This is a genomic window from Fibrella aestuarina BUZ 2 (assembly GCF_000331105.1).
Classification (GTDB): domain Bacteria; phylum Bacteroidota; class Bacteroidia; order Cytophagales; family Spirosomataceae; genus Fibrella; species Fibrella aestuarina.
Map to the genome: position 1 here is coordinate 6,363,447 of NC_020054.1, position 25,113 is coordinate 6,388,559.

Below are 25,113 nucleotides of genomic sequence, written 5' to 3' on the forward strand. Positions count from 1 at the left end.
ATGAAAAAGTACCTTGTTGGCCTGAGCTTGTGGGGCCTGAGCGTTGGCGGGGCCCTGGCCCAACCCGCGCCTCAGGTGTTGCCGCTGGATCAGGCCATCCAACTCGCGTTGAAAAACAACAAAGGCCTTAAACTGGCCGACTCGCGCACCGCCGCCGCGCAGGCCCGGGCGCAGGAAGTGAAAGACCGCAACCTGCCGCAGGCCACCGCTTCGCTGGCCTATTCGCGCTACAGCCTGACGGGCCCGTTTGCCTTCGGGGAGGGTTCTGACGGCAAGCCGCTGTTTGGCATTCCGGCGGGGTCGTTTCCCGCTACCATCGGTGGTGTAACGGTCAGCAAAGAAGTCTTTGGTGGGTTTGCCGAAAAATCGGCGAAGCTCTCGGCTGACCTACTGGCGCAGGCCAGCAAACTCGATGCGCAGCGGAACCGGGAAGAGCTGGTCTACACCGTCACGGAAGCCTATTACAACATTGTGAAGCTGATCCGGTCGACGGCGGTGATCGAACAGAACATCCGGCAGTTCGATGAGCGGGAGCGCGAAGCCAAAAATTTGCAGAAAGAAGGCGTCGTGACGGCCAACGAAGTGTTGAAGATTCAGCTTCAGCGCAACAACCTCCAACTGAGCCGACAGCAGGTCGAGAAATCGCGGCAGACAGCCCTGTACAACTTCGGGCTGCTGATTGGCCAACCCGAGGATCAACCCATCTCGGTCGACACGACTCTGCGCAACCCCGCTACGACACTCGCTCCGATGAGTGATTTCCTGACGAAAGCGGTTCAGGTACGTCCCGAAGTACAGGCCAACAATCTCCGCGTGCAGGCGGCCGATGCGCAGCTTCGTACCGTAAAAAGCGCCATGTATCCGCACCTGGGTGTGTCGGCGGGCTACAACTACATCAACCCGTCGGCGCGGGTCATTCCAGAAGGCAATTCGTTTATCAGTGCCTGGAACGTGGGGGCCGGGATCAGCTACAACATCGGGTCGCTCTATAATATGAAAGGCCGATTGAACACGGCCAAAACGGCAATCGATCAGGCCACGATCGCGGGGCAGCAGCAGACCGATCAGATCCGGTCGGAGGTGGTGACGGCCTATAACAACTACCAACTGGCGCTTGAGCAGCAGACGGTGATCCGCACGGCAGTGGATCAGGCCCAGGAGAACTACCGCCTTGCCGAATCACGGTTCCGCAACGGGCTGGTTGGCTCAACCGACCTGCTTGAAGCCGATAGCTTCCTGATTCAGGCCCAACTCAACGTGATCAACGCCACCGTCGACGCCCAACTGGCTTACCAACGGCTCCTAAAAGCGAGTGGCATCAACCTTAATTAACCGTTTCCAATACAACATTATGAATACCAAGTTATTGCTCCGGGTGGGGGGCGTTATCATTCTGGTCGCTGCGCTTTTCTTCGGGTACAGTGAATTTCGGTACCTGCAACGTTATGAAACCACCGACGACGCTCAGATCGATGGCGATGTCGACCCCGTGACGCCTAAAGTGGGTGGGTACGTAAAAGCCATTCGCTTCAAGGATAATCAGTTTGTGCACGAAGGCGATACGCTGTTCGTGATCGACGATGCCGATTACCGCATCCGGGTCGCGCAGGCCGAAGCCGCCCTGCAAAGTGCACAGGCCGGTGTTGGCGTGAGCCGGTCGCAGGTGAACGTGGCTGCCGCTACCATTCAGAGTTCGCAGGCAACCGTGCAAACGGCCCGCAACCAGGTCGCTACGGCGCAGGCCAATCTGGCCGCCGCGCAGGCCCGCGCCCGCAAAGCGAGCCAGGATTTTGACCGGTACAGCCGGTTGTTAGCCGAAAAAACGGTGCCGCAGCAACAGTTCGACGCCGTACAGGCCGAGCGCGATGCCGCGCAGGCGCAGGTACAGGCCGCTCAGGCGCAGCTCCAGACGGCGCAGGCACAGGTAGCGGCGGCGGGTACCCAAACGGGGGTAACCAGCTCGCAGCGCCGGGCCACAGAAAGCCAGATCTCGGTCGTGCAGGCCACCATCAAGCAACGACAAACCGAACTCGACCTGGCCAACCTGCAATTGTCGTACACGATTGTGCGGGCACCGGCGTCGGGTGTGATCTCGAAGCGGTCGGTGCAGGTGGGTCAGCTCATTCAGGCGGGGCAGGCGCTGTGCTCGGTAGTTGGCAACGACAACCTATGGGTAACGGCCAACTTCAAGGAAACGCAGGTGGGGCAGATGCAGCCCGGCCAGCAGGTTAACATCGAAGTAGATGCCTTCGACGGCGAGAAATTCACGGGCCGGATTGGTTCGTTTGCCGGTGCCACGGGCGCCAAATTCTCGCTGCTGCCGCCCGACAATGCCACGGGTAACTACGTGAAAGTGGTACAGCGGATTCCGGTACGGATCGAATTGGACAAAAACAGTCCCCTGTTTGCCCGCCTGCGCCCCGGCATGAGCGCAACCGTGGCCGTGGATATTCAGAAGTAAAGAGTCATTTGCCTTCGGCGTCATTGATGGTCATTCGTAGTCATTCATTGTTTTTACGACCAATGACAATGAATGACTACGAATGACCATCAATGACTACGAATGACGGCGAAGCCAAATGACCACTTAATGACAGTTCAACCATGAAATTAGGCTTTGATAAATGGGTCGTTGTCCTGACAGTGACGACGGCCGCCCTGCTTCAAACCATCGACTCGTCCATCGTCAACGTGACGCTGAACCAGATGATGGGGAACCTCGGCGCATCGCTGGGCGACATTAGCTGGGTGGTAACGGGCTACGCGGCGGCCAGTGCGGTGATGATTACGATGTCGGGTTGGCTCAGCGCCAAACTGGGGCGGCGCAATTACTTCGCGGCCTCGATCGTCGTCTTCACGATTGCATCGGTCTTCTGCGGGCTGTCGACCAACGTGTGGGAACTGGTCTTTTTCCGGGTCTTACAGGGTATCGGCGGGGGCGGTTTGCTCACCACGGCCCAATCCATTCTGATTCAGACGTTTCCGAAGGAAGACATTGGTATCGCCAACGCCATCTTCGGGATGGGCGTAATTATCGGGCCGTCGATCGGCCCTACGTTGGGTGGTTACATCACCGATAACCTCTCGTGGAACTGGGTGTTCTACATCAATATTCCGTTCGGTATCCTGGCTACGGTGATGACCTACGCCTACATTAAAGAACCGGCGGAGAAAGTGGCAGCAGGGAGTATGGACTGGCTGGCGCTGATCATGCTCACCGTGGGCATTGGCGGGTTGCAGATCATTCTGGAGAAAGGGCAGGAAAACGACTGGTTCGATTCGCGCTTTATCACCCTCATGACTACCGCCGCCGTGCTGTGCATCGTCGGCTTCATCTGGCGGCAACTGACCGTCGACATCCCCATTCTCGATTTGCGGCTGCTCCGGCGGCGACGCTACGCGGTGGGTACGTTGTTCAACTTCATTCTGGGCTTCGGGCTGTTTGCGTCGGTGTTCATCATCCCGGTTTTCTGCCAGACCATTCTGGGGTTCACGGCGAGCCAAACCGGGTTGCTGCTGATGCCGGGCTCCATTGCCACCGGCCTGATGATGCCCGTGGTGGGTGGGTTGTTGCGGAAGAATTTCACCTCGCCCATCGTGTATGCCGGGATCGGTTTCCTGATGTTCTTCGGCTTTTGTTTCGACCTGTCGTTCATCAGCCTGGAAGCGGGCCCCGATTATTTCTTCTGGCCGCTCATTGTCCGGGGTATCGGTATGGGGCTGATCTTCATTCCCCTAACGACCGTGACGCTGGCCGACCTGAAGCCGGTTGAGATTCCGCAGGGATCGGCGCTATCGAACACCATCCGGCAGTTGGGCGGTACGTTCGGTACGGCCATCATGACGACCTACATCTCGACCCGGACGGTATTTCACAGCTCACGGCTGGGGGATAACATCTCGGTTTACAACCCGCTCTCGGCCGATCGGCTGCGGCAATACACGCAACTGTTTCTGTCGAAAGGCGATGCGCTGGTAACAGCCACCAGTAAGGCCTACCGGCTGCTGCAAGGGTCGGTGGTGAAACAGGCGCTGGTGATGACCTATGCCGACGCCTTCCTAATTATCGGTGGTTTTTTCCTCGTCTGCGTGCCGCTGCTATTGCTCTTCATCGGTAAGAAGATCGAAGCCCCGGCCCACGTCGAGATGGCGATGGAATAAGGGTAGTCTGGAAAGTCGGATAGCAAAGAAGTCCGTAGTCTGGATAGTCGTTTGGGTGTTGCTTACGCATTCTCACACAACGACTATCCAGACTACGGACTTCTTTGCTATCCGACTTTCCAGACTCTTTTACTTTTCAAACATCTCTTCCACCACTTTCCGGCCGACTTTGCGGGCGGAGAGTGGGTTTTGGCCCGTGATGAGGCGTTCGTCTACTTCCAGGTGCGGCATGTACGGAATCAGCGATTTGCTGTAGACCGCGCCGCGTTTTTTCAATTCGTCCTCCAGCAGAAACGGCACCTCCCCGTCGAGCCGGACGAGCTTTTCTTCCATGTTGGAAAAGCCCGTTACCTGCTTGTCTTTCAGGAAGGGCGTTCCGTCAGAGAGTGTCACGTTGAGCAATCCCGCCACGCCGTGGCAAACCGCCGCTACCATGCCGCCATGTTCGTAGACGTGGCGCGTAATGGCCTGTAAGGCTTCGTTGTTCGGGAAATCCCACATGGTGCCGTGCCCGCCCGTGAAGTAGATAATCTGGTAATCGGCGGCACGTACCTGATCGGGCCGGAGCGAATTGGCCAGTTTTTCGGCGAACACCGGATTATGCGTCCATTTATCGTTCGTGTTGTCGCGCGATTCGACGCTGCGCTGATCGAGCGGAATCGGCCCACCCTGCGGACTTACAAAGTCGAACTGGATGTTTCGATCCTGCAATTCGTCGTAGAAATGCGTAGCCTCGCTGAGCCAAAGGCCTGTCTTCTGGGGTTTGGTCGGGTAATCGGCGTGACTCGTACAAACGATCAATGCTTTCATGGCAAGGCGTGTTCAATAGGCAACGGCGAAAGTTACAGCATAACGGCGGAGGGGGCAAACCGCCGCCCCGTCTTACCCCGTCAAGATTAGCGCGTTACCATCAGTTTGTTGGTCTGGCTGTAGTCGCCGGTGTCGAGCCGATACAGGTATAAACCCGCCGGCCAGGTGCCCGTATCCACCCCGATCCGGTGCGAACCCGCCGGGTACATACCTTCGGCTAGCGTCTTGACCAACGTACCTGAACTGCTCAGCAGCCGCAGCGAGATCGCCCGCGCACTCGGCAGCGTAAACGAGATGTAGGCCATCTGACCCGCCGGGTTGGGTACGTGCCGCAGACTCACGATCGATGCTGGTTCGCTGGCCGTCAGCACCAACGCATCGGACACCGTGGTGCAGCCGTTGGTCGTTACGCGCACGGCATACGTACCCGGAGCCGTGTTGGTGAACGTCGGGCCGGTCGCGTTCGGAATCACTACTCCATTCAAAAGCCATTGATTGCCCGTAGGGCTGCTCGATGTCAGGCCATTGGCCGTGGCGGTGATGGTCGGTTTGGCCGGAATGGCGTTGATACTAACGGCGACGGGCGATGAAGCGGCACTGACACAGCCGCTGGCGTTGCGCGCCGTGATGGTGTAGTTGCCCGAGGCCGTGGCTGAATACGTCGACGACACGGCCCCCGCAATGGGGGCTCCGTTGAGCAGCCACTGGTAGCTAACTTCTGCACCATCGGCTTTCAACGACACCGCCGAACCCGCACAGACCGACGCGCTGCCTACTACGGTTACCGCGGGCGTTGCTGGCGCCGGGCTGTTGGCGATCACGACTTCATTGGAAATAAGGCTGTTACACCCGGCCGCATTCCGTACCGACAAGGCGTAGCTGCCTGCCTGCGTTACCGTCAGTGAGGCGGTCCGGTCGGGCAGGGGCGCGCCGTTGAGGTACCAGATGTACGTATCGCTTTGGGGCGCTACCAGTACCGACGAACTGCCCGCGCAAAAGGTCGTCCCCCCGCTGACGCCGATGGTAGGGCGCGTGGGTACGTTGGCACAGTTGACGTTGGTGTTGAGCAACGCCCGCAGCGTGGCGCGCCCGCCCGTAGCCACCTGAAATGGCTTGCCCATGTATGAGATCAAGCCCTCGGTTGTTTGCATCGCTACCCGACCCTCGGCGCGTTTGGCCATGTAATCGTAGTAAGCCATTTCGGTGGGCGTAAGCAGGCTTTCCGACAGCACGATAGAGGCGATGGCGTACCGTTTCTGACTTTGCGTGGCGTTGGGCACCCGTGGGCCTTCGATGGCGATAAAGTCGTTGATGCTGTAGGTATTGAACGCCGTTTTAGGGAATGTACCGCCCGCAGGTACGTTGGTTTGGTCTTTGAAGATCACGGCGGTCTGTTTTACATCGGCGGGTGCCAGTAACCCCATCATGTACAGCTCCCAGTCGTTATAGCCGCCTTCAACCGTTTTAGGGTTGTAATCCAGCCTCCAGCTATCGCCAAGGTCCACGAAGTTGTAGTTGAAATTACTGCCCTGCCTGGTGGCACCGCCGCTGTAGCCCATCACGGCCGTAGCCAAGTTGGAGATAGGCCAATGCGGAACCCCATCTTTCAAAAAGCTTTTGCTCGACTGGTTAATCCACTGATGCGCTACTTCGTGGATGTAGCCCTGATTGGCCCCGTCGAATAGGCTGGGCAGCGGAAACTGATTGTAGCCGATCAGCCGCCCCGCGCTACCAAACGGAGCACCGCCGTTGGCAGGCCCGGTACCGAAGCCAATACCCTGCACGGTGTTGTTGATCGTGGCGTGATAGCGGTTGTCTAGAAAGCCGGGCACGAGCACGTAATTGATAAAATCAAACTCGTCGGCGTGGTACTTGTAGAAGGTTTTTGTATAGGCCTGCCGGTCATTATCGGCCGGGGTGCTGATCGTCGACGGGACGACGATGTTGAAGACGTAATCCGAATACTGGGTGTTGTTGTCGATTTTTCTGGGCGTAACAACGGGTACGTCGGCGGGGAGTAGCAGAATGAACCCGTTGACCTGCGAGCTCTGCGTGGTGCCCACAAACAGGCGGATAAACCCAAAGAAAGGCTCGGCCCATTTACCAGCCGGCGGCGCGATGTTGGCCGAAAAGATGCCGTCTTTGGCTTTCTTATCGCCGTTGCTACCGTTGTCGTTCAGCGTTACCGTCGTCTGCGTGGTTTCATTAACCATGCGCAACTCGGTAGGTTGTCCTGCCGTCGTCACCTCAAGCAGGACCTGTTGCGTACTGTTGATCGGAACCACGCTCGGCGTCAGCGCATACCGGACGATACGTTCACCCGCCAACGGTTTGTTGATGGTAACCATCTGCGCCAGATCGTTGTGGCAACTTGTCGTAGACTGCGCCTGTAAGGCAGTGATCAGGTGCAGAAAGAAGAGGGCGGATAGTAGCAGTTGTTTCATGCAGCAAAACGAATTTGACTGGATCTAAAGCAGTTAGTCAGTGAAAATATACCGTTTTGCAAAAGCCCGGTCAGCGACCCGAACAGATCGCCAACCGGGCTGGCTACTTACGATCGACTCGCGACAAACAGCGCCTGCCGACTATAGGTCTGATCGGTGAGTTGATCGAGCAGGAAACGGGACAGATCAACACCCGCAATCTGCTGGCCAGGCAGGTGATGCGCCCCTACAACGTACCCAGCCGATTTGGCCTCGGGCACAATGCGAGGGACGCGCACATACGTCCAGTTGAGGGGGCTGTCGTGCAGCAACCCGTACTCAACCCGGCGGTCAGCCATCATAGCTCCGAAGTGCTGCTCCATAAAGTTGGCAGCGGCGCGAGTCGGGCCGTCGAGGGGTTCCTGCCCCGTATCGAACAGGCTCGACACGACCACATACCGGCTGATGCCCGCCTGCGCCATTGCGGCGATAATGCCACGGGTAACGGCGGAGGTAATGGGCAGCGTTTCGCCCTTCGGGTGGCCCAGCGTGCTCAGCAGGGCCGTACTGCCCGTCAGCAATTCGCGGAGCGCATCTCCATCGCGGGCATCACCCGGCAGGATCGTGAGATTAGGGTCCCGGATCGGAAATGACTCGGGCTGGCGAAGCAACAGGCGAACGCGGTATCCCGTGCGAAGGGCTTCCTGCACAAGGGGCCGCCCGGCTTTCCCGGCACCGCCCAGACTAGAAATGGTTGGTTGTGAATTGGTATGCATACGGCTAACCAGCTGATGATGGAACAATCAGACAAACCGCTCCCGGTACCGTCGAGGGCACGCTGAGCGGGCGGCGTTATGGTTAGCAGCGTTTAATGGGGTAAAAATAAAGGCCAATGATCAAGGTCCAAGCGGTTTGCCACCTGGACCTTGATCATTGGCCTTTACACTAGACTTTCCCTTTCAGGAAATCAGCCGTATAGCTGACACCTTCATCGAGTTTGGTCATCTCTTCGGGCGTCCCGGTGAAGGTAACGTACCCACCCGCGTCGCCGCCTTCTTTGCCCAAATCGATGATGTGGTCGGCGGATTTGATCACCTCCATATTGTGCTCGATGATGATCACCGAATCGCCTTGATCGACCAGCGCGTTGATGGCTTTCAGCAGCTTACGGATGTCGTGAAAATGCAGGCCGGTGGTGGGTTCGTCGAAGATGAAGAGCGTCTTGCCTTTGTTGGGATTGCCCTTAGTCAGGAACGACGCCAGCTTCACGCGCTGCGCTTCACCGCCCGACAGCGTATTGGCCGACTGCCCCAGGCCGATGTAGCCCAGGCCCACCTCCTGCAACGGCAGTAGCTTATCGACCATCTTCGGCTCGACTTTCCGGAAAAAGTCGATGGCCTCGTCGACGGTCATGTCCAGAATATCCGACACGTTCTTATCGCCCAATGTCACCTCCAGCGTTTCCTGCTTGAAGCGTTTGCCGCCGCAGCCTTCGCATTTGAGGTAAATATCAGCCATGAACTGCATCTCGACTTTTACCTCGCCTTCGCCCTGACACACCTCGCAGCGCCCGCCGTCGACGTTGAACGAAAACTGGCTGGGTTTGTAGCCGCGCGCTTTCGAAATCGCCTGATCGGCCATTACCTGCCGGAGGTAATCGTAGGCCTTGATGTAGGTAACGGGGTTCGATCGGCTCGATTTGCCGATGGGATTCTGGTCGATCATCTCGATCGCCGCAACCCGGTCCACGGAACCCGTCAGCTCGGTGTATTTCCCCGATTCTTCGCCCCCTTCGCCTTTTATGCGACTGAGCGCCGGGTAGAGCACCTTCCGAATGAGCGTCGATTTACCCGATCCTGACACGCCCGTCACGACCGCCATTGTGTTGAGCGGAAAGCGCACGTCGACGTCTTTAAGGTTGTTTTCGCGCGCGCCTTTCAGTTCGATCCAGTGCGTCGGTTTCCGCCGGAACGTCGGCACCGGCACCGTCTCCCGACCGGTGAGGAAATCGAGGGTATGAGAGTGTAATGATGAGTGATGAGTGATGAATGATGAATGGGCCTTAGTAGGCGTAGTTGCTTCACCATTAGCAGTTTCATTCATCGTTCTGCGTTCATCATTCATCATTGAGGCGATAGCCTCCCATGTTCCCTGAAACACGAGGTGACCGCCACCGGAACCGGCTTCGGGGCCGATGTCGATGATCTGATCGGCGGCGCGCATCACTTCTTCTTCGTGCTCCACCACAATCACGGTGTTGCCCATGTCGCGGAGGGTTTCCAGCACGCTCACGAGCCGCTGCGTATCGCGCGGGTGCAGCCCGATGCTGGGTTCGTCGAGGATGTACATCGACCCTACGAGCGCCGAACCGAGCGATGTTGCCAGCTTGATCCGCTGGTATTCGCCACCCGAGAGGCTGTTGGTCAGCCGGTTGAGCGTGAGGTAACCGAGCCCAACGCGCTCCATATAATCGAGCCGATTCTGAATCTCGACCAGAATCCGGTCGGCCACTTTACGATCGCCTTCGGGCAACGCAAGCGTGCGGAAGAACTGCGCCGTCTGCGCGATGGGCATCAGCACCAGATCGGTGATCGACTTGCCGCCCACTTTCACGAAGCTGGCATCGCGGCGGAGGCGTGAGCCCCGGCACTCCGGGCAGGTGGTCTTGCCCCGGTAGCGCGACAGCATCACGCGGTACTGCACCTTAAACGTCTGGCTTTCGACAAACGAGAAGAAATCGTTCAAGCCGTTGAAATACTGGTTACCCGTCCAAAGCACCTCCTGCTGTTCGCGGGACAGTTCTTTGTAGGGCCGATGAATGGGGAAGTCGAACCGAATGCCGTTGCGCAGCAGCGGTTTCAAAAACTCCTCGCTCATCTTTTCGCTCCGCCAGGGCATAATCGCCCCTTCAAACACCGACAGGTTTTTGTCGGGAATGACCAGGTCGGGGTCGATCCCCAGCACCTTTCCAAACCCATCGCAGCGGCGGCAGGCCCCGTAGGGGTTGTTAAACGTAAACAGGTTGACACTCGGCTCCTCGAAGGCGACCCCGTCCAGCTCAAACCGGTCGGAGAAATCGCGCACCTCGACGCCCACCACATCGACGCGGCAGGCACCCTCGCCCTCGTTGAAGGCCGTTTGTACCGAATCGGAGAAGCGGTACTGCGTGTCTTCGTCGGGTTGGCCGTTTTCATCCAGAATCACCGTTCCCCGGTCGATGAGGATGTACAAGTCGTTAGCGGGTAGCTGCGCATCGGCTGGGCCATCAAGCACATCCTCGATTTGAAGCACCTGCCCCTCCGAGACCAGCCGCGTGTAGCCTTTTTGCAGCAGAATTTTCAACTCGGCGGTCAGGGGGCGGTCTTCGCGCAGGTGCAGCGGTGCCATCACCATCACCCGCTGGCTTTCGGGCTGGGCGAAGATGAAATTTACCACGTCGGTGACGGTATCTTTCTTGACCACCCCACCCGAAACGGGTGAGTAGGTGATACCGACGCGGGCATACAATAGCTTGAGGTAATCGTAGATTTCCGTCGACGTACCCACGGTCGAGCGCGGGTTGCGCGACGTCACTTTCTGCTCGATGGCGATGGCTGGCGAAACCCCCTTGATGTACTCGACCTCAGGTTTTTCCATCCGGCCCAGAAACTGCCGGGCGTAGCTGCTGAGGCTCTCGACGTACATGCGCTGCCCTTCGGCAAAGAGCGTATCGAAGGCCAGCGACGACTTGCCCGACCCCGACAACCCCGTGACAACCACCAGCTTGTTGCGCGGAATGGCGACATCGAGGCTCTTTAAATTATGGACTTTCGCCCCCTTGATGATAATGAACTGTTTGGGGTCTAACTGATCAACCGACCCATTCAGGGTACCAGTGGAAAGAACGGGCTGAACGTCGGCTTCGGCTTGTTGACTCATGCGTTGGACTAGCAGATGGGCTATCTTGTTTCCAACGGAATTACAAGCCGGTAGGTTCGATTATGTTTGAGTTATAATACAACGATGGGTGGATAAACTTACAGGAGGCTGGCCAAATCCAAGCCAAGAATAATCGAATACGACGAAGCACTTGTCAGGCCACCATCGCCAAAGCGGTATCGCAACCATTCCGTAGTTTTATAGTTGTACACAAAGCCTTCACGGATACCATACAAATCGTCATCGATGAGTTGAATCACTTTGCGTAGATCAGCCTTGAGCCCATTTGTGTGGCACACTTCAATAATAATCGGCGTTTGATCGGTCTGATTATCGCGCAATGAAACGTCGGGCACCAGGCTTGCTTTACCTTCATCCAGCATCGTTTCGGGGAGCGGTTCGAGTGTGATCGTTTTCTCCCGGTGGTACATTACCCCTAAGCCGATTGTTAGCAGTGAAATAACGCGCTGGTGATCAATAGGTGCCCAAACACCATAATCCTCTTGTACAACTGACGGCGAACTGATAGGGAAATACATAAGCGTAACGAGCTAGCTATCAAATGTAAATAAACAGACACGAAACGCGACAAATCAGGCAGCTAACTTTCTCATGCTCACTCCCCTCCACGCGTGGCCCGACAGCCCCGAAGCAGCCGTAGCGCTGCAACAGCAATTGCGGCATCAGGTACGTATCCAGCCGTTGTCACAGCCCCCCGAAACCATCGCGGGCTGCGATATTTCGTTTAACAAGTTTGAAGAGACGGTCTATGCGGGCATTGTCGTGCTACGCCTCGATACGCTCGAAACCATCGCCGAGGCCACCGCTATCACCACCACGAGCTTCTCTTACGTACCGGGCCTGCTATCGTTTCGCGAAATCCCCGCCCTGCTGGAAGCCTGGGATAAACTAACCGTGATGCCCGACGTGGTCGTGTTTGATGGGCACGGCATCGCACACCCACGCCGTATGGGCATTGCCACCCACGCCGGTTTGTTCCTCGACCGCCCTACACTGGGCTGCGGTAAGTCGGTGCTGGTAGGCCGCTACGACGAACCGGCTCCCGAACGCGGCGCGTGGTCGCCCATGCTGCACCGGGGTGAGGTGATCGGCGCGGCGCTACGCACCAAAAACCGGATCAATCCCGTCTATGTCTCGCCCGGCCATCTGATCGACCTCGAAACGAGCATCGACCTCATGTTACGTTGTGATGGTGGTTATCGCCTTCCCGAACCAACCCGCCGGGCGCATAATCTGGTCAATGCCGTGCGCCGGGCCAACTTATCCGACCAGGCCCAATAGGTCTAAAAACCGACGTACCTTTGCCTATTCATTCAATCAACTACCCTGATGACACTGAAAGAACAAATCGACGCTGATATTAAAGACGCCATGCGCGCCAAGGAACAGGATCGCCTCCGGGCGCTGCGGGCCATAAAAAGCATGATTTTGCTCGAAGAAACGAAGGAAGGCGCCACCGGCACGATCTCGAAAGACGACGAAATCAAGCTACTATCGAAAGCCGTGAAACAACGCCGCGACTCAGCCGACATCTACCGCCAACAGGGTCGCGAGGACCTGCTGGCCACGGAAGAAGCCGAAATCGCCGTGATCTCGAATTACCTGCCCAAGCAACTATCGGAAGACGAACTGCGCGCTAAAGTGCAGGAACTGATCGCGCAGGTGGGTGCCACCGGACCCGGCGACATGGGCAAAGTGATGGGCGCGGCCTCGAAAGCGCTCGCCGGCCAGGCCGAAGGCAAAGCCATCTCGGCGATGGTGAAGAGCTTGTTGTAATGTATAATGAACAATGTACGATGCACAATGACTACGTAATCACCCCGCAACAGCCAGGCGCCCCCGGCGGACCGCATTGTTCATCGTACATTGTTCATTATACATTTCGCTCATGGCTACCCTCGACATTCTGATCCTGATTCCGCTCATTTGGGGGGCCTACAATGGCTACCGCAAAGGGCTGCTGGTCGAGATCGTGGCGATTCTTGCCTTCGTGGTGGCCCTGATTATTGGCTTCAAATTCCTACAGTTCGGTATCGACTTGCTGGCCCCCTACATCAGCCGCGAACTGGCCCGGAAGTTTCTGCCCTGGCTGGGCTTCTCGGTCATTTTCTTCCCGGTCGTGTTCATGATCAACCGCATGGGTTATTCGTTGCGCCGGAGCCTGCGCTATACCCTGTTGGGTACGTTCGACAGCCTCGCCGGTGCGGCGGTGGGCATCTTCACGTGGGTCTTTGGAATTAGTACGATCTTATGGCTGTTCAGCTTTATGAACGTCAGGATGCCGCCCAACCAAACCCGCGACAGTTTCATGTACCCGCTGCTGCGCCCTGTGGCGCCAAAGGTGATGAACGTAGCGACGGTCTGGATGCCTAAAGGACTGGAAGCCGGTCGGCGCTTGAAGCGTGAACGCCTGACCGAGTGAACGAGCAGCCAACGCTCGGTGCTTGCTCAGCTTGTTGACCATTCAAGTAGTCATCCTTTCGCTCTTCACGAAATGAAACAGGATATTCGTACATATAGCCCGGCGCAGTTGACCGAGTGGTTCAAACAGAACGGTGAACCGGCCTTCCGGGCCAAGCAGGTACAGGAGTGGCTCTGGAAGAAAGCGGCGCGGTCGTTTGGGCAGATGAGCAACCTCGGCCTGCCCCTGCGCGAGAAACTCGATGCGCACTTTGCCATCAACGCGCTGACGGTCGCCACCGAGCAGCGCAGCAACGACGGCACCATCAAATCGTCGTTTAAGCTGTATGACGGCAACCTGGTGGAAGGCGTACTGATTCCGGCGCTCCGTACCGACGACCAGGATAGAATGACGGCCTGCGTATCGAGCCAGGTGGGTTGCTCACTGACCTGCAAATTCTGCGCGACGGGCTACATGGACCGCAAGCGGAACCTCACCGCCGCCGAGATCGTCGATCAGGTGGTCGAAATCGACCGGCAGGCGAAAGAGACCTACAGCAGCCCGCTTACCAACATCGTCTACATGGGCATGGGCGAGCCGCTGCTCAACTACAAGAACGTGCTGGAATCGGTCGACCGGATTACATCGCCCGACGGACTGGGGATGTCGCCCAAGCGGATCACCATCTCAACGGCAGGCATTGCCAAGATGATCCGGCAGCTGGGCGATGATGGCGTAAAGACGAATCTGGCGCTGTCGCTGCATGCCGCCAACGATCAGAAGCGCGACCAGATTATGCCGATTAACGAGAGCAATTCGCTGGCAAACCTGGCCGACGCACTCAATTACTTTTACCGCAAAACCGGTACCCGCGTCACGTTTGAGTACATCGTCTTTTACCATTTCAACGACACCATACAAGACGCCAAAGAGCTGTTTGAGTTCACGAAAAAGGTACCGGCTAAGGTGAACATCATCGAATACAACCCCATTGCCGAGGCCAATTTCAAGAATACCGACCCCCAGACGCTCGACAAATTTGCGGGTTATCTGGACGATCGGGGCGTTACGGTCAACATCCGCCGAAGCCGAGGCAAAGACATCGACGCTGCCTGCGGGCAGCTGGCGGGCAAGGAAAAAGCGCAGATTAAGTAAACAGTCGAGGCTAGTATTGGCACGTTATGTTACTCGACCACGAATTTTAATATTAAAATACGGGCATATACTGCCCTATCTACTGAGTCGGGCATGTAGTTTGATGCAGCACAGGTAACTCTGCTTTGTCCAAGTATGCCTGTACGTTTACGTTTATGCCCCAGCCTGCCTACGGTTCTGCTTCTTCTGATCATTTCCGTTTCGGCACTAGCCCAAAAATCCCAGCTTAACAACCCTTTCGTCACGCGCAACGCGAGGCAACTCGATTCGTTGCGGCGGGTGATTGAGCGACAGCAGCGCCAACGTACCCAGGATCCCGCGCTGGGCCGGGTCCCGGTTGAACGCCTCGATCGTATCCGGGAGGAATTGGCCAGCCAACGGCAGGCTCGTGCGGCAGCGCCCATGACCTGGACCGAACGCGGCCCTCAGGGCGTGACCGGCACCATCCGCACCTTCCTGGTTGATCCACTCGACCCCAATGGCCGCAAAGTATGGGCGGGCAGCCTCACGGCGGGCCTTTGGGTCAATGGCAACATCAACAGCGCCGACAGCACCTGGCGATGCGTGAGCGATGGCTGGGACAACCGGGCTGTGTCGGCGCTAGCTGCCGACTCGGCCAATCCGCAGGTACGTTACGCGGCGACCGGCGATTTGCTCAGCACCCTGGGTGGCCCCGATGGCGGCGGCATCTACAAATCGACCAACGGCGGCTCGACCTGGAGCAGACTCAGTTCGACCGTTCCGACTAGTGGCACCAGCCTGCTTCAGTCGGCGTTTCTGCGCGTCAGTAAACTCGTAGTCGGGCGCGGTAGTGCTGTGTATGCCGCGACCCAGTACGGCCTCGTTCGCTCGGCTGATGGAGGCACCTCCTGGCAATTTACGCTGGCCCCCCAGCAAAACATTGGCGCACAGCCCGTTACCAACGGCGACGACCGTATGACCGACGTGGAGATGCACAGTAATGGATTACTCTACGCCGCCACTGGCACAGGCCGCATTTTCCGTTCAATCACCACGGCAGGTACGTCGTGGACCGAGGTAACGCCTCCTTCAACGGCGCCCTACACGGGTGTACGCACCGAAATTTCGCTAGGTCCGCTATTGAAACCAGGCGTTGAGGCGATCTACGCCATCAATATCGCCTACGACAACAACTACGGAGGGTACACAACTCGCTGGCTACGTCGTTCGGGCGACGGCGGTAAGACTTGGGTAACCATTGCCAAACCCGTCAATGCCAACTATTCGGGCATTGATTTTACACTGGGTTTCGGGGATAACTACCTGACGATGAACATTGCCCCCGATGATGCCAATACCATCAATATCAGTGCTTACGACCAGTTGTACCGCTCGACTGATGCGGGCAAAACTTGGTCGGCGGGTATATTTATCGACCGGACGACGGCGATGTTGCAAACGTCGACCCAACGGGTTGTCTGGGGTGGCGACGTGGCCGTTCGTTACGCTTCAGTGATGAGTACACTGGCGAAACAGGGATTCACCGATGCACAAAACGGGCGCACCAAAGGCTTCGGTGGGCTATCGGCCAATGGCGTTGCCATGCGGAATTCAGCTGGTAGCGTTTACCGGTTGATTGGGAGCCGTGGCGAACCTGGTCTGTTGGAGATGCCGGTTTCGGGGGGGAGTGCAACGGCGGCACAGGTCAGTTATCAGGCCTATCCTTTGCGCCCTTATGTCGATCAGGATGAACCTGGTTTGCAACTGGCTACGACACCCGGCGATGGTTTCCTGTGGCGGAATACAGCCCAATCCGCCGACTGGACGTACACGTCGACCTCCCTCGCCACGGGCAATACGTCGCTCAACGATCTGTCTGATTACGACAGCCGGACCAATACACTCTACTATTGGGCGGGTAACTACCTGACCGCTACCTTCGGTTCGGCCAGCGGCCCCACCGCTGATCCCGTTTTCAAAGCACTCTCGACAACATTGGCGCAACCCACGACCCTGAAAGTGGGCGCATTGCCCAATACACTTTTTGTGGCGACGATCGACGCCAAGCTTTACCGCCTGACAGCCACCAATCAGTCGACGATGGTCGTGACGGCCATTGATCGGGGGGCATTTCCGGCCAACAGCGCGATCAGCAGCATCGACGTAGGCGCGACAAACGACGAACTGATCGTGACCATGGCAAACTACGGCATCAAGTCGGTGTGGTATACCACCAACGGCGGCACCACCTGGACCAGCAAAGATGACAGCGGTTCGGGCCTGCCCGACTTGCCCGTTTACGATGTGTTGATGAACCCGGCCAACCGCAAACAGGTACTATTGGCTACGGAACTGGGCCTTTGGGCAACCGACGATATCACGGCGACCTCGCCCGGCTGGACGCTCAGCAACGGGTCGATGCCTGCCATCCGCACTGTGCAACTGGCTTATCGCGCGGCCGATGGGCGCGTAGCGGTTGCTACCGACGGTCGGGGCGTGTGGGAAACGAATGCCTGGGCCATTGCTAACCCGGCGTCACCCACCTTAACCGTAGGGCGCCTGGCACAAACGTCGGTTTGCGCCGGGAGCACCCTGCCCGTGCCTTTCACGCTTGTCAACGGCAACGGTACGCCACTTGAGGTTCGGCTATCCGATGCCCAGGGGAATTTCACGACTAGTGTGCTGGTAGGCCGTGGCACAACAAGCCCTTTGTCAGTCACCCTGCCGGCCAGCGCGACGTATGGCACCCGTTACCGCCTTCGCCTCGACGTACCCGACCTGAACCTGACGGCCATGGCCAGCCAGACGCTGACGATCAGCGACTTGCTTACGCAACAACCGTACATCGCGGATCGGCGCAATGCCGCCGATTCGCGCCTGGCGCTGATTCGGTTTACCGACGGCTACATCTGCGTAGGCGACACGGCCACCCTGTATGCCAACGTACCTGGCCGCCCGCTCTCGACATCGGCTACCTACCGCTGGGCCGTCGATGAAACCGTACTAACTGCGGCAACATCGGCCACGCTCAAAACAAGTCAGACGGGTACGTACAGCTTTACCGTGACCGAATTTGGTTGCACGGCCACCAATGCCGATGGCTTTCTACTAAAAGCAACGGATAGCCCTGCCCCTATCGTGCTGAACCCCACCCCCGACGATGGTCCCATCTGTGCCGGTCAGAAAGCACCGCTGGTAGCCAGTTACCTGGGCGAGCGGGCCGCCTACCAGTGGTTCCGGAACGAAGCAGTGATCCCCGGTGCCACCTCGGCCATCTTCTCCGCCACGCAAACCGGCGCCTATACCTACAGCGTCGCTAAAGGCTCATGTGGGGTAGCCGCCCCGCCCATTGTCCTGACGTTTAGCAAGGCCATTCTCGCCTCTCCCATCGCCGTGGTGGGCGACGTAGCGCCTACCCTTTGTGGCAGCAATACGGTACAGCTATACGCTACCCGCCAGCCCGACAGCACTGCGTATCAATGGCTTCGCAACGGCTACCCACTGGCTAGCCAAACCACGCCTGACCTGACCGTGACGGATGAGGGCGTGTACGCGTTGCAAGTATTGCGGGGTGGTTGCAAGGCTGTTAGTAGTCCAGTATCAGTAACCACAAGTACGCAGCTCGCTACCGGCTTTTATTCGTTCGGCAGCACTACCGCCTGTACCGGTGAGGGCATCTCATTGTATGCCAAACGCTACGATCAGTCGTTGCAATGGATGCGAAACGGCGTCGATATTCCGGGCGAAACCGATCTGTTCTACGAAGCCAAGACATCTGGTACGTATACACTCCGGGCTACCTCGGGCGGTTGTTCGGCTACTGCCGTGGCGGTGTCGCTGGTATTCAGCCAGACCATTACGCCTAAACTGACCAGCAACGAGCGTTGCACCAGCGTCGACCTCTCAACCCAGGACTACCCCCGCTCAGGGACCACCTCCTTTTACTGGCTGAGAAACGGGCAGGTAGTCGCTAGCGGTGATCAGTCGTACCAAACCATCTACACGTCGGGTACGTATAGCTTGTCGGTAACCAACGGCGTCTGTAGAGGTGTGTCTGCTCCCTTGGCCCTGACGATTGGCCAACCCGCTCCACCGGTCATTGAAGCCAGTGGTGCCGTGCTTCGCTGTCCCAATTCGGCAGTTGATCTGATCGTATCGAAAGGGCCCTATAGCGTCTGGAAGCGGAACGGCGTCCGCATCGACAATGCCAACAGTTTCCATTACGCCGCTACCGAGTCGGGCGTTTATACGGTGGCCTACGAAGACGGCAGTTGCACTACCGAATCAAACGCGTTAACGATCACCTTCGGGCAGTCGGCGTCGGCGACACTGGCGGGCCGTACCCTCATTCAGCCGGGGCAGTCGACCACGTTAGCCATTGGTCTGGCGGGCACAGCCCCCTGGTCGTTGTCGCTGTCGACCGGGCAACTCATCACCAACACAACCCAGAGCCCCTACTCGCTGACGGTCGCACCCGCCCGAAGCACCAGCTATTCCGTCGTCAGTGTGGCCAATAGTTGCGGCCTGGGTACGGTAACTGGCTTCGCCCGGGTGTTTGTGGGTGGCGCCGATGTATCGCTTAGCAGCTGGGTCAGCAAACGCCAAACCAGTGTAGACAGTGTCATTATTCAGACGGTACGGGTCTACAACGCCGGTCCTGATCCGGCCGAGGGGCTTGCGCTTACCAATCGCCTGCCAGCCGGTACGTCTTACGTCGGAAGCGCCTCGGGGGTCAGCACAACCAGCTACACGGTGGGTACGTTGGCGGCTGGGCAGTCGATGACGCTTAGCTTTGGCATCAAGACCAAACGTACCGGTGCTTTTGTTAACGCCGTTGAGGTGAGCGCCTGCGACACGCCTGACCCTGACAGCGAACCTGGCACAGGCACGGCCGACGGCGAAGACGATGCGACGCTGGCCGACTGGCGTACCGCTGACACCACTCGCTACTACGCGATTTCGCCCAATCCTAATGGCCGTGTCTTACCCGCAGTGGCCATGAATCAGCCCCCACCCGTTCCCAATAAAGCCGATCTAAGTCTGATGCTCTGGACCAGTCGCCGCGTAGTAGCCAGTAAGACTGACACGATTCAGGTGGTGCTGAAAATTCAGAACCGGGGCGGGTTACCGACAACCAACGTGCGCGCGTCGCTTACAATCCCTAACGGCTCGTTCAGCACCGATGGCGACAACTGGTTCTCGGTTGGAGGTAACGCTTCCCTGTCCATGAGTATGGGCCAAGTTGGCGCCAACCAATCGCTAACCAAAATTATCTACTGGATCCCGACGGCCTCGGGCCGCCTCAGTAGCGAGATCTTGAATTCATCCGTTGCAGACCCTAACTCAACACCCAACAACAGTAGCACCCGCCCCGGCGAAGACGATGAAGCCATCGCCGAGATTCGGGCGTTCTAACAGAACGGCTACATCATGACCGACCGCATACGCAACACCTGTCGGCCCAGCGCCTCGTTGCCTTCAATCTCGATGAAGGCGGCGGCTTGCTGAGCTGGCAGGTGTCGGGTAACGAGTTGCCAGGCAAAATCCCGCTCGATCCGCACGGTCACATCGGGCTGAGCCTTTGTTTCATTCACGACCAGCGCCCATTGATCGGCCAATCGGTGTAGCCACCAGTCGCCTCCCTTCAACGCCGGTATGGCGATGTGCAGCAACGTACCTGTGGGCGCTACCTGCTCGCGGTAGGCGTGTGGCAGGGCCCGCATAAACGTATCGAGCAGGGGGTGGTATAGGGCATCGGTCAGCAAGGTTTCCTGCTGCCCAACAGCCAGCCGAATCTGCTGCTGATGATGCCAGCGCTCGGTGTATTCGCGCGCCACATGAAACCAATTGGGCGATTCGGCCTGCCCGGCCCACGCTACGGAGTAAACAGCCGGTTCATCGGGAGGCAGCGCCATCACCAGCGCGTCGGCGGTGCGGCCAGCCTCGTCCAGCCAGTCGGTGAGTAATGCGGGGCTTAGTCGGCGGGTGGCACGTACCCAGTCGTTGTTGAGCCGGTTGAGGTAATCGACCAAGTCGCGGTAGGAGTGAATGGCCACCGGTTCGGGTGACGAATAGCCGTCCCGATACAAAGTGATGGTGCGTAGCGCCGTATCGAGCAGGTGCGACGCCACGTCTTTCACCGTCCAGCCTGCACAAATCGTATCGCGGTGCCAATCGTCGGGCGACAGGCTGCGCAGCAGCTCAACGAGTTTTTCGTGGAGAATGGGAAATAACGGGGCGGTTTCGACGGGACCGATCGGTTTCATAAACGTTGTCTTGATTGGGCGAATATAGATAATGACCCACTCTACCAACGTACCTGAGTGCCGATGAGCCGTGGCATTTAATTACTGAGGAAACCGAAAACCAGATGACCCACCATTTGTTATCCTACAAAACTAATAGGCTAACAAAACCATAGACAACGATGAAAACGGACCCGAACATTGACCGGCGCGACGACGTGCGCCCGGCGGAAGGCGAGCACAAATACGGCGATGTTGATTTTGCCGACCCAACCAACAAAAAATACCCAATCGATACACCTGAGCATGTACGCGCTGCCTGGAGCTACATCAATCATAAAGACAACGCAGCCAAGTACGAGGCCGATGAAGTACGGCTGATCAAAGAGCGTATTCAGCGGGCGGCTAAAAAGCACGGCGTTGATATTCAGACTGATTAACTGATACCATAGCTTAAGCCCGGTTGCCAGTAGTTGCTGCTTTCCCTGGCTAGCTGGCGACCGGGCTCTTGCTAGCACACATACTGTCAGTATTTACTTAAATAAAATGGTCATCTCCATACAGCTAATCAATTGATAATCTATTCATTTAGAAAATTAGCTAATCAGTTTAACGCATAAATGCCATGCAAATTCCCTGATTCTGTGTACACGATTTCCTGCAACTGATTGCATATTAACTTTTACTGGTTAAAAATAAACACCGCAATAGATAATAGTACTTTTTGGCGATTTAGTTTTGTTATATTTCTGTCGTAAACCTAATATCCTTTACGACATGACGAATAAATACCTATTGAGCAGACCGGGCCTGTTAGCCACCTGGCTTCTGCTAAGTATGCTTCTGTGTTGGTCAGGCGCCGTTCACGCGCAGGATCGACGTGTAACCGGGAAAGTCGTTTCCAGCAAAGATCAGCAGGGACTACCGGGCGTCACCATCTTGGTGAGAGGCTCCCAGGTTGGCACCACCACCGACGCCAACGGTGGGTTCGTACTCAACGTTTCGCCCAGCGCAACACTGGTTTTTAGTGCAATCGGTTTCACGGGCACCACGGTTGAGGTTGGCAATCAAACTCAGTTGACGGTGACGCTTCAGGAAGCCGAGCAGAACCTGGGGGAAATCGTCGTTACGGCGCTTGGTATTAAGAAGGAGTCGAAGACCCTCGGCTATGCCACCGCTACGGTCGATCCGGCGCAGATGACCACCAACCGGACCGTCAACTTCATCAACGCGTTACAGGGCAAGATTGCGGGTGTCAACATCTCGTCGCTCGGCACAGGAGCTGCCGGTACATCGAAGATCCGGATTCGGGGGCAATCGTCCTTTTCGGGGCAGAACAACCCGCTGATCGTCATCAATGGCGTACCCGTCGACAACACCAACTTCGGGCAGAACAACGGGAACGTGGGCGGCGATAACTCCATCGGCAACCGCGACCGCAACTACTCCGACGGCGGTGATGGCCTGTCGAGTATCAACCCCGACGACATCGAGGGCATGACCGTCTTGAAAGGCGGTACGGCAGCAGCGCTCTATGGCTCGCGGGCGAAGGACGGTGCCATTCTGATCACCACCAAAACGAAGGGAACGACGGGCGGTATCGGTGTGGTGTACAACTCCAACTTCACGACCGATCAGCCCCTCGACATGACCGATTTCCAATATGAATATGGGCAGGGCGAATACGGTGTACGGCCCACGGCCGCCAACCCAACCTCGGGTGTCTGGAGCTTTGGCGAGAAGTTTGAGCCGGGCAAGACGCAGGTGCTGTTTGGCGGTATTACCGTGCCTTACCAGCCCGTGCGCAACCGCATCAACACCTTCTACCGCACTGGCAGCACCTGGACCAACTCCGTAGCCATCTCGTCGGGCAACGAAAAGGGGGGCTTTAACCTCTCGCTCGCCAACCTCGACAACAAGGGCATCACGCCAAACAACACGTTTACGCGGCAAACGATCAACCTGGGTTTCAGCTACAACCTGTCGCCCAAACTGAACATAACGGGCACCCTCAACTACTCGAGCGAGTTGAACAAAAACCCGCCGCAGATTGCGCAGCAGGACAACAGCACCCCAACGGTGATCTACACGCTGGCCAACTCGATGCCGTTCGACGTGCTGGAAGCCAACCAGATCAACCCCGCCACGGGCAACGAGTTTGTGTATTCGCGGTTTATGAACCGTACTAACCCGTATTTCGTCCTCAACAACAAGTTTGAGAACATTCGGCGCGACCGCCTGTTTGGCAACATCACGGCCCGCTACAACTTCACCGACTGGCTGTATTTGCAGGGTCGGATCGGGCAGGACTTCTGGGCGCGCGATCAGGACTACAACTTCCCCACGGGGCAGGCCTCACTGGCGGCAGCACCCGCCGGTTTTGTAAACGGTGCCTACGTGCAGGAAGCCCGCCGTTTCCGCGAACTCAACAGCGATTTCCTGATTGGGGCTGACCGTAAGTTTGGCAAAATCGGGCTGAACCTCACGGCGGGTGGCAACCAGCTCTACCGGCGCAGCGATGTGAATTCGGTACTGGCTACCGACTTCATCGTTCGGGGCCTGTATGTACCACAAAACGGCCGCGTGAAAGACCCAACCTACGGCCTTACTGAACGCCGGGTGAACTCGCTGTATGGTGCGCTCGAGGTGTCGTACAACGATTTCCTGTACATCAACGCCACCGCCCGGAACGACTGGTTCTCGACGCTGGCTCCGGCCGCCCGGAGCATCCTGTACCCCTCGGTGACGGGTAGTTTTGTGTTCTCGCAGGCGCTGAAGAACGTACCTAACTGGCTTAATTTCGGGAAACTGCGGGCCGCCTATGCCGAAGTGGGCAGCGACGGCGACGTAGCGCCTTACTCCAACAACCTGTTCTACGGTGTAGCGGCCAACTTATTCCCCAATCCAGCGGGAGCCGGACAGCCGGTCGGGTTCATTACCTCCAACACGGTGCCAAGCGCGTCGCTGAAACCAAGCCGCACGGCCGAGTCGGAAGTGGGGCTCGAACTGAAGTTGTTCAACAGCCGGATCGGTATCGACCTGACGTATTACAACAAAGTCACGCGGGATCAGATCGTATCGGTGCAGTCGTCGGATGCGTCGGGCTACACCAACACGCTCATCAACAGCGGGGTTAGCCGTAACCGGGGCGTCGAACTGTTGCTGAATCTGGCTCCTGTTCGTACCCCGGCTTTCTCGTGGGATGTCACGTTCAATGGCTCGTATAACGAGACGAAGCTGCTGAGCCTGATCACCGACGACGACGGTTCGCCCGAGCGCGATTACAACAAAGACAAACTGCCCGAGCAGATCGTGGTCGGTACGGGCGTGTTTGTGGGCGATCTGCGGCAGGTAGTGGGCCTGCCACTCGGTCAGCTTTACACCTACGGCTACCAGCGCAACGCAACGGGGCAAATCATTCACGGGACCGATGGACTGCCCCTTCGGACCAACACGCCCATCTCCTTTGGGTCGGCGCTGCCTAAATACGTGGGTGGTATCACCAACTCATTTAATTACAAAGGCGTCACGCTCTCATTCCTGATCGACTTCAAGCTGGGCAACAACATGATGTCGGGCACCAACCTGAACCTCTTCCGGCACGGCTTGCAGAAAGAAACGCTGGTGGGTCGGGGCGATGCCGACAACAAAATGGTGGGTGCTGGTGTGAACGAAAAAGGCGAACCCAATACGGTTCGGGCGTTTGTGCAGGATTACTACTCGGTTGGCCGCTCGAAGAGCCTGGGCGAGCAGGTGATTTACAACGCCGGTTTCTGGAAGCTCCGCCAGATCACGGTGGGCTACGATTTCACGTCGTTGCTCCCGAAAAACCTGTTTATCAAAGGGCTTCGTCTGAATGCAGTGGCCAATAACGTGCTGGTACTGAAAAAATGGGTGCCCAACATCGACCCTGAGCAGTTTGGCTTCAGCTCCGACAACCTCATCGGTCTGGAATCGACGGGTCTGCCCATCACCCGCAGCATTGGCTTCAATCTGAATGTTCGACTATAAGCTGAAC

General features: G+C 57.4%; 16 protein-coding genes. 10 read left to right on the forward strand and 6 right to left on the reverse strand.

Annotated features, from left to right (window positions below; translation table 11 throughout):
* From FAES_RS26410 to FAES_RS26420, 3 genes are all read left to right on the forward strand, one after another.
* The gene (locus FAES_RS26410) at nucleotides 1-1,332 is read left to right on the forward strand and encodes a TolC family protein (protein ID WP_015334263.1); all 1,332 of its coding nucleotides are present in this window, start codon (nucleotides 1-3) and stop codon (nucleotides 1,330-1,332) included.
* Nucleotides 1,333-1,351: 19 nt separating this feature from the next.
* Nucleotides 1,352-2,461 (forward strand): HlyD family secretion protein, encoded by a 1,110-nt coding sequence (locus tag FAES_RS26415; RefSeq protein WP_015334264.1) that lies wholly within the window; start codon nucleotides 1,352-1,354, stop codon nucleotides 2,459-2,461.
* Between the two features lie 143 nt (nucleotides 2,462-2,604).
* The gene (locus FAES_RS26420; RefSeq protein ID WP_015334265.1) at nucleotides 2,605-4,161 is read left to right on the forward strand and encodes a DHA2 family efflux MFS transporter permease subunit; all 1,557 of its coding nucleotides are present in this window, start codon (nucleotides 2,605-2,607) and stop codon (nucleotides 4,159-4,161) included.
* Nucleotides 4,162-4,290: 129 nt separating this feature from the next.
* On the opposite strand, the gene FAES_RS26425 is transcribed toward FAES_RS26420, so the two are convergent.
* The 5 genes from FAES_RS26425 to FAES_RS26445 form a co-directional block, all read right to left on the reverse strand.
* The gene (locus FAES_RS26425; RefSeq protein ID WP_015334266.1) at nucleotides 4,291-4,971 is read right to left on the reverse strand and encodes a type 1 glutamine amidotransferase domain-containing protein; all 681 of its coding nucleotides are present in this window, start codon (nucleotides 4,969-4,971) and stop codon (nucleotides 4,291-4,293) included.
* A gap of 86 nt (nucleotides 4,972-5,057) precedes the next feature.
* Complete coding sequence (locus FAES_RS26430; RefSeq protein WP_015334267.1) at nucleotides 5,058-7,415, reverse strand: choice-of-anchor X domain-containing protein; 2,358 nt, start codon at nucleotides 7,413-7,415, stop codon at nucleotides 5,058-5,060.
* A gap of 107 nt (nucleotides 7,416-7,522) precedes the next feature.
* A complete protein-coding gene (locus FAES_RS26435; protein ID WP_015334268.1) occupies nucleotides 7,523-8,170 on the reverse strand; it encodes an NAD(P)-dependent oxidoreductase in 648 nt (215 codons plus the stop codon).
* 169 nt (nucleotides 8,171-8,339) lie between these two features.
* Nucleotides 8,340-11,312 carry an excinuclease ABC subunit UvrA gene (locus FAES_RS26440; RefSeq protein ID WP_015334269.1) on the reverse strand — a complete coding sequence of 991 codons (2,973 nt, stop codon included), beginning with the start codon at nucleotides 11,310-11,312 and terminating at the stop codon, nucleotides 8,340-8,342.
* A gap of 98 nt (nucleotides 11,313-11,410) precedes the next feature.
* Entirely contained in the window at nucleotides 11,411-11,851 is a 441-nt protein-coding gene (locus FAES_RS26445) for a hypothetical protein (RefSeq protein ID WP_015334270.1), read from the reverse strand.
* Between the two features lie 73 nt (nucleotides 11,852-11,924).
* Between FAES_RS26445 and nfi the strand changes: the two genes are divergently transcribed.
* From nfi to FAES_RS26470, 5 genes are all read left to right on the forward strand, one after another.
* A complete protein-coding gene (nfi, locus tag FAES_RS26450) occupies nucleotides 11,925-12,614 on the forward strand; it encodes a deoxyribonuclease V (protein WP_015334271.1) in 690 nt (229 codons plus the stop codon).
* A gap of 48 nt (nucleotides 12,615-12,662) precedes the next feature.
* The gene (locus tag FAES_RS26455; protein WP_015334272.1) at nucleotides 12,663-13,109 is read left to right on the forward strand and encodes a GatB/YqeY domain-containing protein; all 447 of its coding nucleotides are present in this window, start codon (nucleotides 12,663-12,665) and stop codon (nucleotides 13,107-13,109) included.
* Between the two features lie 112 nt (nucleotides 13,110-13,221).
* Complete coding sequence (locus FAES_RS26460; protein WP_015334273.1) at nucleotides 13,222-13,755, forward strand: CvpA family protein; 534 nt, start codon at nucleotides 13,222-13,224, stop codon at nucleotides 13,753-13,755.
* Between the two features lie 72 nt (nucleotides 13,756-13,827).
* Nucleotides 13,828-14,889, forward strand: coding sequence for a dual-specificity RNA methyltransferase RlmN (gene rlmN / locus FAES_RS26465; protein WP_015334274.1), 1,062 nt, complete (start codon nucleotides 13,828-13,830; stop codon nucleotides 14,887-14,889).
* Nucleotides 14,890-15,024: 135 nt separating this feature from the next.
* Nucleotides 15,025-20,265, forward strand: coding sequence for a DUF11 domain-containing protein (locus FAES_RS26470; protein ID WP_015334275.1), 5,241 nt, complete (start codon nucleotides 15,025-15,027; stop codon nucleotides 20,263-20,265).
* 8 nt (nucleotides 20,266-20,273) lie between these two features.
* Here FAES_RS26470 and FAES_RS26475 read toward each other — a convergent pair whose 3' ends face one another.
* Complete coding sequence (locus tag FAES_RS26475) at nucleotides 20,274-21,116, reverse strand: maleylpyruvate isomerase N-terminal domain-containing protein (protein WP_015334276.1); 843 nt, start codon at nucleotides 21,114-21,116, stop codon at nucleotides 20,274-20,276.
* A 161-nt stretch (nucleotides 21,117-21,277) separates the two neighbouring features.
* On the opposite strand from FAES_RS26475, the gene FAES_RS26480 reads away from it, so the two are divergent.
* On the forward strand, nucleotides 21,278-21,535 hold the full coding sequence (locus FAES_RS26480) for a DUF6582 domain-containing protein (protein ID WP_015334277.1): 258 nt from the start codon (nucleotides 21,278-21,280) through the stop codon (nucleotides 21,533-21,535).
* A gap of 397 nt (nucleotides 21,536-21,932) precedes the next feature.
* Complete coding sequence (locus tag FAES_RS26485) at nucleotides 21,933-25,106, forward strand: SusC/RagA family TonB-linked outer membrane protein (RefSeq protein ID WP_229364541.1); 3,174 nt, start codon at nucleotides 21,933-21,935, stop codon at nucleotides 25,104-25,106.
* Nucleotides 25,107-25,113 lie beyond the last annotated feature (7 nt).

Coding starts and splice junctions, on each gene's coding strand:
- FAES_RS26480 (WP_015334277.1), top strand. CDS start 21,278: ATGAAAACGGACCCGAACATTGACCGGCGCGACGACGTGCGCCCGGCG.
- nfi (WP_015334271.1), top strand. CDS start 11,925: ATGCTCACTCCCCTCCACGCGTGGCCCGACAGCCCCGAAGCAGCCGTA.
- FAES_RS26475 (WP_015334276.1), bottom strand. CDS start 21,116: ATGAAACCGATCGGTCCCGTCGAAACCGCCCCGTTATTTCCCATTCTC.
- FAES_RS26455 (WP_015334272.1), top strand. CDS start 12,663: ATGACACTGAAAGAACAAATCGACGCTGATATTAAAGACGCCATGCGC.
- FAES_RS26445 (WP_015334270.1), bottom strand. CDS start 11,851: ATGTATTTCCCTATCAGTTCGCCGTCAGTTGTACAAGAGGATTATGGT.
- FAES_RS26470 (WP_015334275.1), top strand. CDS start 15,025: ATGCCTGTACGTTTACGTTTATGCCCCAGCCTGCCTACGGTTCTGCTT.
- rlmN (WP_015334274.1), top strand. CDS start 13,828: ATGAAACAGGATATTCGTACATATAGCCCGGCGCAGTTGACCGAGTGG.
- FAES_RS26485 (WP_229364541.1), top strand. CDS start 21,933: ATGCTTCTGTGTTGGTCAGGCGCCGTTCACGCGCAGGATCGACGTGTA.
- FAES_RS26460 (WP_015334273.1), top strand. CDS start 13,222: ATGGCTACCCTCGACATTCTGATCCTGATTCCGCTCATTTGGGGGGCC.
- FAES_RS26440 (WP_015334269.1), bottom strand. CDS start 11,312: ATGAGTCAACAAGCCGAAGCCGACGTTCAGCCCGTTCTTTCCACTGGT.
- FAES_RS26420 (WP_015334265.1), top strand. CDS start 2,605: ATGAAATTAGGCTTTGATAAATGGGTCGTTGTCCTGACAGTGACGACG.
- FAES_RS26425 (WP_015334266.1), bottom strand. CDS start 4,971: ATGAAAGCATTGATCGTTTGTACGAGTCACGCCGATTACCCGACCAAA.
- FAES_RS26410 (WP_015334263.1), top strand. CDS start 1: ATGAAAAAGTACCTTGTTGGCCTGAGCTTGTGGGGCCTGAGCGTTGGC.
- FAES_RS26430 (WP_015334267.1), bottom strand. CDS start 7,415: ATGAAACAACTGCTACTATCCGCCCTCTTCTTTCTGCACCTGATCACT.
- FAES_RS26435 (WP_015334268.1), bottom strand. CDS start 8,170: ATGCATACCAATTCACAACCAACCATTTCTAGTCTGGGCGGTGCCGGG.
- FAES_RS26415 (WP_015334264.1), top strand. CDS start 1,352: ATGAATACCAAGTTATTGCTCCGGGTGGGGGGCGTTATCATTCTGGTC.